At 46.5% G+C, this 14,565-nt stretch carries 11 protein-coding genes; all 11 read right to left on the bottom strand.

Going from position 1 to position 14,565, the window contains the following annotated elements; translation table 11 throughout:
- Positions 1-16: 16 nt before the first annotated feature.
- The 11 genes from ARA78_RS01065 to ARA78_RS01015 all read right to left on the bottom strand — a co-directional run bounded on the left by ARA78_RS01065 (position 17) and on the right by ARA78_RS01015 (position 14,555).
- Positions 17-361 (bottom strand): type II toxin-antitoxin system PemK/MazF family toxin, encoded by a 345-nt coding sequence (locus ARA78_RS01065; RefSeq protein ID WP_055144003.1) that lies wholly within the window; start codon positions 359-361, stop codon positions 17-19.
- A gap of 103 nt (positions 362-464) precedes the next feature.
- A complete protein-coding gene (gene alr / locus ARA78_RS01060) occupies positions 465-1,637 on the bottom strand; it encodes an alanine racemase (protein ID WP_242849635.1) in 1,173 nt (390 codons plus the stop codon).
- Entirely contained in the window at positions 1,621-3,141 is a 1,521-nt protein-coding gene (locus ARA78_RS01055) for an NAD(P)H-hydrate dehydratase (protein ID WP_055279856.1), read from the bottom strand. The genes alr and ARA78_RS01055 overlap by 17 nt, the downstream gene beginning before the upstream one ends.
- An 88-nt stretch (positions 3,142-3,229) precedes the next feature.
- Positions 3,230-4,519: a cell division protein FtsZ gene (gene ftsZ, locus ARA78_RS01050; protein WP_022217215.1), complete on the bottom strand. Its 1,290-nt coding sequence runs from the start codon at positions 4,517-4,519 to the stop codon at positions 3,230-3,232.
- 125 nt (positions 4,520-4,644) lie between these two features.
- Complete coding sequence (locus tag ARA78_RS01045) at positions 4,645-6,096, bottom strand: cell division protein FtsQ/DivIB (protein WP_055279855.1); 1,452 nt, start codon at positions 6,094-6,096, stop codon at positions 4,645-4,647.
- Between the two features lie 24 nt (positions 6,097-6,120).
- Positions 6,121-7,233, bottom strand: a complete 1,113-nt coding sequence (locus tag ARA78_RS01040) for an FtsW/RodA/SpoVE family cell cycle protein (RefSeq protein ID WP_242849634.1) — start codon at positions 7,231-7,233, stop codon at positions 6,121-6,123.
- Between the two features lie 38 nt (positions 7,234-7,271).
- A complete protein-coding gene (gene murD / locus ARA78_RS01035) occupies positions 7,272-8,633 on the bottom strand; it encodes a UDP-N-acetylmuramoyl-L-alanine--D-glutamate ligase (protein ID WP_055272681.1) in 1,362 nt (453 codons plus the stop codon).
- A gap of 46 nt (positions 8,634-8,679) precedes the next feature.
- Positions 8,680-9,639, bottom strand: coding sequence for a phospho-N-acetylmuramoyl-pentapeptide-transferase (gene mraY / locus ARA78_RS01030; protein ID WP_015533167.1), 960 nt, complete (start codon positions 9,637-9,639; stop codon positions 8,680-8,682).
- A 70-nt stretch (positions 9,640-9,709) separates the two neighbouring features.
- Positions 9,710-11,455, bottom strand: a complete 1,746-nt coding sequence (locus ARA78_RS01025; RefSeq protein WP_055273052.1) for a peptidoglycan D,D-transpeptidase FtsI family protein — start codon at positions 11,453-11,455, stop codon at positions 9,710-9,712.
- A gap of 189 nt (positions 11,456-11,644) precedes the next feature.
- Positions 11,645-13,942 carry a peptidoglycan D,D-transpeptidase FtsI family protein gene (locus tag ARA78_RS01020; RefSeq protein WP_022217209.1) on the bottom strand — a complete coding sequence of 766 codons (2,298 nt, stop codon included), beginning with the start codon at positions 13,940-13,942 and terminating at the stop codon, positions 11,645-11,647.
- Between the two features lie 37 nt (positions 13,943-13,979).
- Positions 13,980-14,555: a hypothetical protein gene (locus tag ARA78_RS01015; protein ID WP_015533169.1), complete on the bottom strand. Its 576-nt coding sequence runs from the start codon at positions 14,553-14,555 to the stop codon at positions 13,980-13,982.
- Positions 14,556-14,565 lie beyond the last annotated feature (10 nt).

The following is a 14,565-nucleotide window of genomic DNA, read 5'->3' as shown; positions in this document are numbered from 1 at the left end:
CACCTCATATATTATTTTATGCCAGTTCAAGACTTATCTTCAGAGCTTCATCAACGCGCCTCAGCACATCAGCGTCAACGTGACACACCTTTTCTTTCAGGCGCTGTTTGTCTATAGTCCTGAGCTGTTCCAACAATATGACGGAATCCTTCGCTATATCACAGCTTGAAGAATCAAGCATGATATGTGTTGGAAGTTTTGGCCTCTTCATCTTGCTGGTTATCGCAGCTATTATGACCGTGGAACTGTGTCTGTTCCCAGCCTCATTCTGAACTACTATAACAGGTCGTATGCCTCCCTGCTCCGATCCAACCACCGGTCTTAGATCCGCGTAATAAATATCTCCACGTCTGATCACCAATTCTGTTCACCCCACAAATACTTTCATTGAATGTGGCTATATACTTATATAGTATGTATTCCACTCTAAAAAAAGTATTGCCCATGACAGTACCGGTTATTCGTTAATCCAGAAGATAGTTTACCTGTCCAAGCTCTCTGCCGTCCCTTATGTATGTTCTCGGAACTCGTCTTGATATGTTACATACCAGCTCGTAATTAAAGCTGTTGGCAGGCGCTGCCACCTCCTCGACAGTTACCTCTCTGTCTCCATCCTGTCCGATGAGAGTTACGTCATCTCTTACTTTTACACCATCAATGTGGCTCACGTCAACCATGAACTGATCCATGCACACCCTTCCGATGATCGGAGCATACTCTCCATGGATGATAACTCTGCCTATATTGGACTGTGCTCTTGGGTATCCATCGGCATATCCTGCCGACACCGTCGCAACCTTTATATCATGATCCGCTATATAGGACCATCCATATCCTATACCTGTTCCGGCTTTTACGTCCTTCACAAATATAACCTTGGACATAAGTCTCATAGCAGGTTTCAAAGCCGCTATATTCTTATCTACCTCATCTGATGGATAAAGTCCGTATGTGACTATTCCCGATCTGACCATATCAAAATCCGAATTGTCCATCTCCATGATACCCGCACTGTTAGATATATGCCTTACAGGTATGTGTATTCCAAGTGCCTCAAGCTGGCTGTTTATCCACCTGAACTTCTCAAGCTGACCATTTGCAGCGGTCTTGTCGAGTTCATCAGCCTTTGCGTAATGGGTAAATATCCCCTCTATCTCTATGCCCGGCATCTGACTGATCTTTTCTATGTTCTTCACGCCATCTTCATCACATGTGAATCCGATTCTTCCCATGCCTGTATCGACCTTGATATGGATCTTTGCCTTTGTATTCATGCTCACCGCCAGATCCGAGAGCTTCTGTGCATCGTCCACCTCATACATGGCAGGTCTAACATCATATCTGAGAATCAGTTCGTAATCCGAGGGATCTGTGTAGCCCAGTATCAATATGGGCTTATCTATATTTGCTCTTCTGAGCTCCAAAGCCTCATCGATGAATGCCACTGCAAAGAAATCCACCAGATCATCAAGTGCCTCTGCCACCTCGACAGCGCCGTGTCCATAGGCGTCTGCCTTTATGACCGCCAGCATCTTCTTATCACCGTCTATAAGCCTCTTCATAGCCGTGATATTATCCCTTATATTGTCAAGATTTATCACAGCCTGCACTCTGTTAAAGTTACTGTTGTCCATCATGTTCTGCTCCTTTTATAACCTCCGATATAGCGCTCACTATATCCCCGGCTATCATTGCATTTCTTCCTCTGTGCTCTGCCGCCATATCTCCTGCCAACCCATGTATATATACTCCCAGCTTCGCAGCCTCATACGCACCAAGTCCGGTGCAGACAAGCCCAGCTATTATCCCGGCAAGCACATCCCCTGCCCCCGCAGTTGACATACCGTTATTACCGGATGTGTTTATGTACACATCCCTGCCGTCACTTACGCATGTTCTGGCATCTTTCAGCGCACTTACAACATTATACTCCATCGAAAAGTCTTTGCACACCTCTAATATATTCTTTTTTATATCCGGTATGGCGGCGCCTGTAAGTCTTGACATCTCTCCTATATGTGGCGTTACGATCACCGGTCCTCTGTGTCTTCCAAGAATATCGGGCTTTTCGGATATTATGTTCAAGGCATCCGCATCCGCGATCACGGTCTGCACGGCCTCGCACATAATATATTCCACCATGCTCCTTGCCGCATCGCCTTTTCCTATACCAGGACCGATCAGTATGGCATCCGACCACTCCACGGCATCCCTTGCACACTGCTCCGCTTCATCTTTGTTGCTATAGCACATAAGCACTGCCTCAGGAATTCTTACTCCTGCTATCTCCTTGTTGTCGATATGTGTGTATATCTTCACAAGCCCTGTTCCCATCCTGTATGCAGCCTCCGCCGCAAATGTCATGGCACCAGACATGTCTCTACTTCCAGCTATCACCGCAAGCTTTCCATATGTTCCCTTATTTGATGAATCACTCCGTCCCGGAAGCATGCACAGATCGTCTCTGTTGTAGGAATATGCCACCGGGTGTACTCTGTCCACTTCAGCCTGTGCAAATCCTATGTCTCTCACAACGACCTCTCCGCTTATCTCGCAGCCGGGATAAAATATCAGCCCTCTTTTATTCAGTCCAAATGTGACCGTCATACCTGCCTTGAATGCACATCCCATGATCTGCCCCGTGCTGGCATCCACACCTGACGGGGTATCTATGGCAACCTTAAAGCCGCCAAGTCCGTTCATCGTCTCTATGGTCTCTCTCCATATTCCCGCCACATCACGCTTGAGTCCGACGCCAAATATTCCGTCCACAACCACATCGTAATCACTGTCAATGATGTGATCCGTCACCTGTATGCCGATTTTTTTCGCTATTTCAAGCTGATATGAAAAGCTGTCGCTTACTCTCGATATTCCATTTATATAACAGACATGGACAATATCTCCCTGCTGGTACAGGAGTCTCGCAAGAGCCAGTCCGTCCCCGCCGTTATTGCCGCCTTCAACAACCACAAGGCACTTTAATTTTCTGTCCGCGTTTATAGACTTCAGTCTGGAATTTATCTCCTCCAGCACGGTGATCGCAGCTCTCTCCATAAGCAGGATCCCTGGCACACCATTTTCCTCTATGGTCAGCCTGTCTATCTCCTGCATCTCTGTTCGGTCTGCAACATAAAACATATTTCTGCCTCCTTATTGAAGAAAACGGATAATTTCTCTCGAAATTACCCGTTTTATACTTACCTATAAAAATCTTCCGATCTCTTCCTTATCTCTTCTTGAGGAAATCAGGAATCTTGATACTCTCTGTCTTTGGTCTTGACACATGTGCCGGCTCAACTGGTGTTGATGTTACAGGTGTCTGCTGTGCTGGTGTCACAGGTGCTGTGTATGCTGGCTTTGCTGCCGGAGCAGTCTCAGTTGTCTGACCGCCGAGGAACGATGGTCTTGTGCTTGTCTGAGTGCTGTGTGTTCCAAGACTCTGGCCTGCATATGTAGCAGTCTTTGGCTCTGCAGCAGGTGTTGTTGTAACTGCTGGCTTAGGTGTGGTCATTGTTCCCATAGGAGATGCAGTACCTGCATATCTTGCGGTGACATCGCTCTCGCCTGATCTCTCAAGACCTGTAGCAATGATCGTGATGCTTATATCCTCACCCATGTTGTCATTGTCAACTGTACCGAAGATGATGTTGACTCCATCTCCAGCCTGCTCTGTAAGATATGTAACAGCATCATAAGCCTCAACGATACCAATGTTACCTGAGAAGTTTACGATGATATCTGTTGCACCTGAAACGGTTGTCTCAAGAAGTGGTGAATCCATAGCCTCCTTGATGGCGTCAACAGCCTTGTTCTCTCCGCTTGCTGAACCTATACCGATATGAGCGATACCCTTATCTCTCATAACTGTCTGTATATCTGCAAAGTCAAGGTTAATAAGACCCGGCTTATTGATAAGGTCTGTAACACCCTGAACACCCTGCTGAAGTACCTGATCTGCCTTCTTCAGCGCATCAGGAATACTTGTTCTCTTATCACAGATCTGAAGGAGCTTGTCGTTAGGGATAACAATAAGTGTATCCACATTCTCCTTAAGTCTCTCTATACCTTCGATCGCGTTTCTCATACGAGGCTTACCCTCAAAACCAAATGGCTTTGTGACAACTCCGACTGTGAGGATACCAAGGTTACGTGCCATCTCTGCAACGACAGGGGCAGCGCCTGTTCCTGTTCCACCACCCATACCACATGTTACGAATACCATGTTGGCGTCCTTGATGATGTCTACGATCTCTTCTCTATTCTCCTCTACAGCGCTGGCACCGATCTCAGGCTTTGCACCAGCACCAAGACCCTTGGTAAGTTTCTCACCTATCTGGATCTTTGTTGTAGCTCTGCTGAGTGAAAGAGCCTGCTTATCTGTATTGATAGCGATAAGTTCCACTCCCTCAACATTCTCATCGATCATTCTGTTAACAGCATTGTTACCTGCACCGCCGACACCAATTACAAGAATCCTTGCCGGTGTTCTCTCGTCATTTGATTTTATCTCAAGCACGGTTGCATCCTCCTTATATACTTATTCTTTATCCATCAATCATTGTCATCTGCTCAAAAGCTGACCGTTTTATCGCATTAGTACCTATATAATACGATTTTTTATATCATTACGCAAGAAATTTTTTATTTATTTTCTTTAAAGATAACGTTCCTCTGCGATTCACTGTAATTCGACATATCAAGAGTTCCCTTTTTACCCTTCACGCTCTCAAGTATGCTCTCAAGATTCATGAATTTCGTCTCCAGGTTTTCACCGTCGCCGATCCTGATCTTTATTCCATCCTTGTGAAGTATGAGATTCTGATCTGTGTCATAAGTAATCTTGTCTATCTGTATTCCGCTCTTGTAAATGAGCTGTGTCATAGTCAGTATCTCCTGGAAGAATCCCGAATCGCCGACATCAAGCTTCTTTCCCTGCTCCACGCTGTCACTTGTAAGTCCCTCTATACAAGGAACATCATCAAGCTTTGCATCGGATATCTCGAGCACGATACCGTCGCCATCAAAATATGCATACTGATCGTTGTACTTTATGCAGCCCGCCATGGCCTTCTCGTACACCGTGATCTCTACTGAATTCCTGTTCACATATGTGACGTCTATCTTATCTATAAAGGTTACATCCTGGGCAGGATTCAGTCTGCTCTCAAGTATAAACAGCAGCGTATTGCCATAATTCTTACCGCCGGTCACGATATCGACCATCTGTTGGTCAGTGTAGTGATCAGTTCCGGTCACTTTTATGGACTTCAATTTATAACATGTACGTATGTATACAAACGCTATAGCACACAGCACCACCAGAATGAGAAGTATCTTGAGAACTATCTTGAATATCCTTGCTGCCTTCTCACGTCTCGCCTTTCTTCTGGCAAGTTTCTCCGCCTGCAGCTTCTTCTTTCTCTCTATCTCCTCCGGGGTAAGCTTTCTGCGCTCTTTTTTGCGTTTTTTCTTGTTCTTCTTTTTTGCAGCAACCGCCTGATCTTGCTTACGCCTGCGTCTCTCCTCGGATCTGCGTTTTTCTGCATCCTCTCTGCGCATCCGGTCATCCGGTCTGCGACGCTCTCCATCCTGTCTCCTGCGCACCTGCTCATCAGATCTGCGACGCTCTCCATCCTGTCTCCTGCGCACCTGCTCATCAGATCTGCGGTGCTCTCCATCTGGTCTCCTGCGCACCTGTTCGTCAGATCTGCGGCGCTCTCCGTCTGGTCTTCTGCGCACCCGCTCGTCAGATCTGCGACGCTCTGCGTCTGGTCTTCTGCGCGCCTGTTCGCCTGTTCTGCGGTGCTCCCCATCAGGCCTTCTGCGCGCCTGTTCGCCTGTTCTGCGGTGCTCCCCATCAGGCCTTCTTCGTGTCTGCTCATCCGTCCTGCGGCGCATATCTCCGTCTGCTCTCCGCTGTCCATTGCGGCTATCTGTCTGCTGTCTTCTCTTATCAACCGGAACCTTGACCCTTCCGTCGAGGCGTTTTCCGGTCATGACATCCACATAGCCGCTTTCACGTCTGGTTTGCGCAACATCAACATTTCTGCTCATTCTATTTTTATTAACATTTCGTCTATTGTTGTTTTCCATTCAAATCTTCCTTTAAAGGATCTGTCATATGTCTGTTTCGTCATACGAAATTCCTCTGGATACGGACATCACTATCCCCATCTCCATCAGAATGAAAATTATCGAACTTCCGCCATAACTGACAAATGGCATCGGCACACCTGTCGGCGGAATGGTATTCGTGACAACACTCACATTTATCAGCAGTTGGACCGCCACATGTGCCATCACTCCCGCTGTGAGCATGCTTCCAAATCTGTCTCTGGCATTCATGGCCGTCACAGCCATCCGCCTAAGTAATATAAGAAAAATGATAAGTATAAATGCCGCTCCAACAATTCCGAGCTCCTCACACACGACTGAGAATATCATATCATTATGTGACTCCGGAATAAACCCCATCTTTTGGACACTTCTCCCAAAGCCCACTCCAAACAGTCCACCGGAACCAACGGCATATAACGACTGAACCGTCTGATAGCCATCTGCGTAATTTTCAGGATCAAGCCATATCTTGACTCTGTTCGCCCTGTAGCCTGCGAACATTATGAAAAGCACACTCCCGACAACACCAAATATACCGATCAGAACAAAATGTCTGACCCTGGGGCTTCCCACAAACAATATTACAAAAAGGATTGCAAAACAGATTATAGCCGTGCTGAGATTCTCCACACCGATCAGGGCTATGGTGATCACGGGCAGGATCATTACCTTTATAAGGCAGCCCGGTCTGCACAGATTTTTGCTCTCCACGGCAGCCCTCGCCGAGGTGTAGATTATGATCGCCGTCTTGGCATATTCTGATGGCTGAAATCCTATAGGTCCAATATATATCCATCTTGCTGACCCATGGCTGGCCGTTCCTATTATCAGCACCACCACCTGAAGAACAAGTGATGACAGCAAAATGACCGCAGACAGCCTGAGCAGCCGCCTGTAGTCATATCTTGACACTATGTACATGGCGAGGATCGCCAGCAACATATAAAGTGCCTGTCTTTTAAAAAAGTACATCTGATCTCCGTACAGGTCGTACGCCCTGTAACTGCTCGTACTGTATATCATGGCAAGCCCAAATGTCAGAATCATCCCCAGCGCCAGGAGCATGGTCACATCCACATATCCTCCCGGACACCGTTTTCGTGCATCTCTCACTCTATCTTCTGAAACCTCAGGACCTCCATGCAATCAGATCACTCCTTATAGCTTCTTACATACTCCTTGAACATATCGCCTCTCTGCTCGTAGTTGTCAAACTGTCCCCAGCTTGCACATGCAGGTGAGAGAAGCACCGCATCTCCGTCAACCGCATTCTCATGGCAATATGCTACCGCATCCTGAAGATTCTCCTCAAATATAATTGAGTTAAATCCATGTCTCTTGGCACAGTCAGCTATCTTCTGCGCAGTCTGGCCTATGAGAACGAGCCACTTTACCTTGCCGTCAAACGCCTCTATCCACTCGTCGTACTCAGAACCCTTGTCGTAGCCTCCACCTATGAGGAATGTAGGAGCCACCATGGCCTGTATTCCCTTTATGGCTGCATCAGGGTTTGTTCCCTTTGAATCATTGTAGTATGCGACACCATCGACGGTGTCAACATATTCTATTCTATGAGCAACAGCCTTGAATGATGTTGCAACATCTCTAATAACATCAACAGGGACTCCCATATAATATGATATTCCAACTGCTGCCAGAACATTCTCAACATTGTGAGCTCCCATGAGCTTAAGATCCTTAATGGCAAGTACATTGATCTTCTTATCGCCATCCTCGAGGATGATATCCCCATCCTCTACATATACTCCACCGGCCGGCTTCTCCAGTCTGCTGAAATATACTACATGGCAATGATCCTTTGCCTTCTCTCCCATGGCGCGTGTATGCTCATCATCATAGTTTAGGACTGTCACATCATCCATGGTCTGATTCTTTGTTATTGAAAACTTTACATTTCCATAATTCTCAAATGTATAATGCCTGTTCAGATGATCCGGAGTCAGGTTGAGTATTGCACTGACATTCGGATGAAAATCTATAACCGTCTCAAGCTGGAAACTGCTTATCTCTGCAACTGTATCTGAATCATCGTCTATTGTGTCGCACAGCTCTGTGTAAGGTATTCCAATATTTCCCACAACGATGGTCTTGGCATTGTGTGCCTTGACTATCTCTCCCACAAGGGCTGTAGTTGTAGTCTTGCCGTTTGTTCCTGTTATGGCTGCTATCTTACCCTTACCATAATGGTATGCCAGCTCTATCTCACTCCAGATAGGTATTCCCGCATTTCTCACCACATCTGTAAATGGCGCATCAACAGGGATTCCCGGACTGATGACCATGAGCTGTGATGATGAGAGGGCATCCTCTCCAAGCTCGCCGAGTTCTATCTGAACGAGTTCTGAATCGCCTGTCTTCTCCTTTATCGCCTCTATATCTCTGTCCTTGTTCTCATCGAACAGATAAACCTTTACTCCATGATTTACCAGAAGCTTGGTTGCACTGATTCCACTCTTTCCTGTTCCTGCTACTATCGCTGTATTGATCTCCATATCATTTCACCATGGTGCACCACTGCACCATTTTCTCCTTTCTACATTACAGAGCCAGTAAACCTACCACACAGAGGACTGCAGTCACTATAGAAAATATAGCAACGACCTTTGACTCAGGCCATCCCCCGAGCTCAAAATGATGATGTATAGGTGCCATTCTGAACACTCTCTTGCCTGTAAGCTTGAATGAAACAACCTGTATTATAACTGATAATACTTCAAGGAAGTATATGAAAGCTATTATAACTATGAATATAGGCATCTTGAGCATATACGCTGTTGATGCAACAAATCCACCGAGTGCCAGAGAACCTGTATCTCCCATGAATACCTTTGCAGGGTACACATTGTACACAAGGAAGCCAAGAAGACATCCAACCGCTGCGCAGGCAACCGGAGCAACACCTGAGTCTGTTCCCACTGCTACAACCGCAAAGAATGTGGCTATGAGAACCGTGACTGATGACGCAAGTCCGTCAAGTCCATCTGTGAAGTTCGCACCATTAACTGTTCCAAGCACGATGAAGAACAACAGTATCACATAGAGTGTGCTGTTGAGCTGAACCGTCTTGCCAAGGAATGGTATTATAAGCTCATTGTTGATATCTGAATACTTCTCTACATAATATGCAAATACTCCCGTAACGACAATCTGTCCGAGCATCTTCTGCCATGCGTGAAGTCCCATTGATCTCTTCATAACAACTTTGATGTAATCATCGATAAATCCGATAAGTCCAAATCCAAGTGTCACAAAAAGCACCGGAAGGACATCCGGATATTTCTTCATATAGATAAGCGTCGTGATCGTAAGTGACAGAAGGATTATAAGTCCACCCATGGTTGGTGTTCCGGCCTTCTTCAAATGTGCCTGTGGGCCGTCATCCCTGACAAACTGACCGAACTTGAGCTTCTTCAGGAACGGTATAACTATAGGGCACAGCACCACGCTGATACAGAATGCTATCACTACCGGTAAAACAATCTTTAAATCTAAATTCATTTTGTACTCCTTACCTGCCCGCGCACCGCGGACTATGTATTTCTTAAACTGTTTTCAGACTGAGATAAATTTAATACTCATTTGTGGCTTTGTCAATTCCCAAATAGGGAAGAATATTCAAAAAAATATCTCTCACAACAGGGGCCGCTATGGTTCCTCCATAATATGTGCCCTCGGGCTCATCTATTAGCACGACCGTCAGGACTTGAGGATCATCCGCCGGCGCAAATCCTATAAAAGAAGATATGTATCTGCCTGTTCCTCTGGGAAGTTTCTCACTCGTGGCGGTCTTTCCGCCTATCCTGCAGCCCTCTATGGCACACTTTGATCCGCCGCCCTCGGCAACGACTGCCTCAAGCATCTCCCGCATCTTCTGTGATGTCTCCTCATCTATAACCTGTCTCTGCTCGTCAAATTCAATGGCTGTAATAGTTTCTTTACTGCTGTCTATTATCCTTTTTCCCAAATGTGGAGTTACCGTATGCCCTCCATTCACAACCGTGCACACTGCAGATATGAACTGTATCGGAGTCACCTGGAATGACTGTCCAAACGACATGGTGGCAAGCTCTACCGGCCCTACATTTTCCTTCTTATGCATGATGGAGTTTGCCTCTCCGGGAAGGTCTATTCCGCTCTGACTGAACAATCCCAGCTTGTGATAATACTCGTACATGCCATCCACTCCTGTTCTCTCTCCTATCTCCATAAACGCCGGATTGCAGGAATTCATGAGCGCCTCCTTAAGGCTCTGGCTTCCATGGCCCGTGGTCTTGCTACACCTTATCCTTCTGTCCTCAACTATCTTATATCCCGGGCAGAAAAAGTTTGAGCTGCTGTCGACCGCTCCCTTCTCGAGTGCTGCCGTCAGTGTTATTATCTTGGCGGTTGATCCCGGCTCATATGTGTCGCTTATCAGATAATTTCTCCACATATTGTTCAGCTCATCCATATTGCCGGCTGTAGGCAGCAACATGGATGTCCCGGATGCGCTGTTATTCCTTTCTGCATCTTCCCCTGTGTCTGTCTCTTCATCGTTCTCTGGCTTAACCAGTTTGAACGGTTCGTTCAGGTTGTATTCCGGCACATCCACCATGGCATATATCTCGCCATTTTGGGGATTGATCGTTATTGCACACACCCTGTTTGCTTTTTTCTCGATCAGGACTTTCTCTGCAGCCTGTGTCACATATCTCTGTATATTGAGATCCAGTGTTGTCACGAGATCATTTCCGGGAATGGGCTCTGTCCTGGTTTCTGAATATTCCGCAAGCTCTATTCCCCTTGCATCCGTGACCGCATTTATGCTTCCATTTGTCCCTGTGAGCACACTGTCATATGTCACCTCAAGGCCCAGTATTCCCTGATTATCAGCACCGGTGAAGCCTATAACCTTCGATGCAAGGGTATCATATGGATAGCTGCGCTTGTAATCCTCGTCCACCTTGATCCCCGGAACAGCAGCCGCCTTGATCTTTTTTCCGGTCTCCTTGTCTACATTTGACGCTATGAGCTCCCTTGAGGATACCTTCTCCACCTTCTTCCTGATGTCTGCCGGATCCTTATCCAGATATCTTGTAAGAAGCTCTGTGACCTCCGCCTCATCCTCTATCTGGCTGTGTATCACGGATATTGAACACACCGCCTTGTTGTCCGCTATGATATTGCCATTTCTGTCGTATATCCTTCCCCTGGGAGCTTTTATGCTTCTCTCCCTCTCATGCAGGGAATCTGCTTTCTCACTATAATATTCTCCCCTGTAGAGCATTATGTATGCAAGACGGCCAACTATAACTCCCAGCGCTAGGGCCGCCATAACGAACACAAACTTTATCCTCCGCCTGTTATAACTGTATACCTTCAACTCTTGGTCCCGGACTTTTTTATTATCATATTAGCCGGATGCCTCATGTATTCGCCTATTCGTGTACAAATCTATCTCTGCATTAAAAAAGCACCGGAGGTGTATCTGCACCTTCGATGCTTTGGTTTACTATGTAAATTATCATTCGCCGGAATAGTCCTCGTCACCGCTCCACGTATCCGTGCCGTCGCCTGTTCCGCTGTCATCCTCCCATGTATCGTCCGCCGTATAACTGTCGTCTGCCGTATCGTCATACGACGTGTCATCCGCCGATGTGTCGTCGGTCGATGTATCTTCCGCTGATGTATCTTCCGCTGATGTGTCCTCAGCAGCCGCATCCTCTGTTGCCGCCTCTGTATCTGCAGTCTCTGTATCCGTGTCAAATGCTGATGAGAGCGGCTCCTCCGTTCCGTCATAAGCCACATCATCTCCGTTTGTTGAGTATACATTCAGGTATGGAAGGAGATCCTGCATAACCTGATTGAACAGCTTTGCTCCTGCTCCTGATCCTGACTGATCCTCAACATGAGGCTCATCAACTACAACGTAAAGCATTATCTGAGGATTCTCAACAGGGGTAAATCCTATGAATGACAGTACGTATTTTCCATTTCCTCGAGGAAGCTTCTCGGCTGTACCTGTCTTACCACCGATGGTGTAGCCCTCTATTCCAGCCGCATATCCTGTACCTTCCTCAACAACCGCCTGGAGGTATGTCTTCATGTAATCCGACACTTCCTTGGATATGGTCTTTCTGACAAGCACCGGATCCATATTCTCAACCACATTTCCGTCTGAATCCAGAAGTCTCTTGACAACATGTGGCACATAATAATTTCCGCCGTTTATTACAGAACAGAATCCCGCTGCCATCTGAATCATAGATGTTGTAACACCCTGTCCAAATGAAGATGTCGCAAGCTCTGTAGGATTAAGATTCTCCACATCGTACTTAATACCTGTCGTCTCACCTTCGAGATCTATTCCTGTCTTGGAACCAATGTTAAATATCATCTGATATTTGTCAAATGTCTCTGGTCCCTCCTTGTCCGCTATCTGCATCAACGCATCATTACATGAAACAGCCAGAGCTCTCTTGACGTCAACCATTCCGTGTCCTGCTCTGTAACTACAGTAAATAGGGCTCTCTCCCTCGACTACGACCTGTGAACCATCACAGAGAAATTCATCTCCGTCTGAGATCACTCCATCCTCCATGGCTCCCGCTATGGTAAATGCCTTGTATGTTGAACCCGGCTCAAACACATCACTTATACAGTAATTCTGCCATACATAGTTGAGTGCCTCATATAACTGGTCTGATGTAAATCCATCTATCGTGCTCTGGAACTCTTCATCCGACATCTTTGAGAAATCGTATTCCACTTCCTCAGTCTTTACATTCTTCTGTTCGGTGGTCGCTTCTGTGGATGATTCTGTGGTAGTGCCATCCTCGCTGCTCTCCGTTGTTGCTGTTGTATTTTTCTTTGCACTCTCAACGCTTATCAGGCTGTCCGCATTCTCATCTGCACCCTCGATCTCAACCTCCTGGGTGACGGTGACTGTCATGTTCCTGAGCGCCTGTGTGTTCATCGGGTCATTTGGATCGTAGGTACGTGAGCTTGCCATTCCAAGTATCTCGCCATTGTTTGGATCCATTGCTATGATACCTATCTGCTTAGCACCTGTATTCTGCATATACTCAGTGATGTTGTCCTCTATGATCTTCTGTATATTCATATCTATGGTGGATACTACTGTCTCACCATTCTGGGCTGCCACAGTCTCCGAGTCAACGCCGCCTGAGCCCGACATATATCTGTAAGTCTTGCCATCCACACCGTTTAAGTAGTCATTATAATAGCCCTCAATACCACCCTGTCCAACATTTCCGCTGGCGGTGTATCCGAGCAGGTGACACGCCAGAGATCCATTTGGGTAATTTCTCTTATACACCGTCTCGAATCTCACTCCTATGACATCTGCGCCCTCATCGGTCTTACAGTAATCCTCAAATGCCTTAACCTTTGTATATGGAAGATCCTTGAGGACTACCTCATAATAAGAATCCTCATTTGCAATGTGCTTGTCAAAATCGTCTCCTGACACATCGAAATACTCCAGCACCGCAGCTCTTGTTGCCGCCTTTCCCTTCTCCGTGATCAGAATATTCACAGGCTCAAGTATCAGGCTGTAGGTCTTCTCACTGTTTGCAAGGACATTTCCATTTCTGTCCAGTATCTCGCCTCTCTCATACGGAATATCCGTGGAATTGTAGTCCATCTGCAGAACCACCGCCTCCGAATACTCCTTTCCATTTGCCACGTTGATGTACACAACTCTTATGGTAAGTGCCACCAGAACTCCCACCACCAGCAAATATGCGATCTTGGTCTTTCTTCTCATCCCTTTTAAAAATAGCTTTGATCTCTTTGACATTTTATCTTTCCACCTTAAAAATTAAATATCCCTAAGACTACTTGGCCTTAGGGACATCCTTGTACTGTACTACGTAATCATCATTATTCTGTGAATAGTATAATGTTTGTCCCGGCTGTGAGTATACCATGCCGAGCTTAGTAGTTGCAATATTATATATCTCATCCAGATCTGTCATGGAATCAAGTCCTGCGCTGTAGCTTGCATTCTCGTCAAGCTGTGTTGCCACCTGGCTCTTCAGCGTTGCCACTGACTCCTTCTGTGACTTGACATCTGATGTAAGTTTCAGAAGATAACAGCACAGCGCCACCGCAACGATTATCGCAGCAACCATGCCCGCCGTATATCTTATTTGTGCATTTGTAACTGCCTTTCTCTGTGCCTTTCTGGCTGCAAGCTCTCGTCTCTCTCTGTCAGTCAGATGAGATGATCCCTGTTTCTTTCTTCGCGCCGGCTGTGGAGCCCTCTCAGGTCTCACTGAAGGCTGTGGTCTTCTCGCCGGAGCGGCTGAGCCTCTGACTACAGCTTCGCGGGATCTGTTACGTCCAGCCCGGTCATCATAATTCAGTTGTCTTGCAGAACTACCCTCTGTGTAGTATCTTCTATCTGCCATCTATATCGCC

It is taken from the genome of Coprococcus eutactus (genome assembly GCF_001404675.1).
Taxonomy (GTDB): Bacteria; Bacillota; Clostridia; order Lachnospirales; family Lachnospiraceae; genus Coprococcus; species Coprococcus aceti.
The sequence above is the reverse complement of the archived record's forward strand: the minus strand, read 5'-3'. Positions and strand labels throughout refer to the sequence as shown.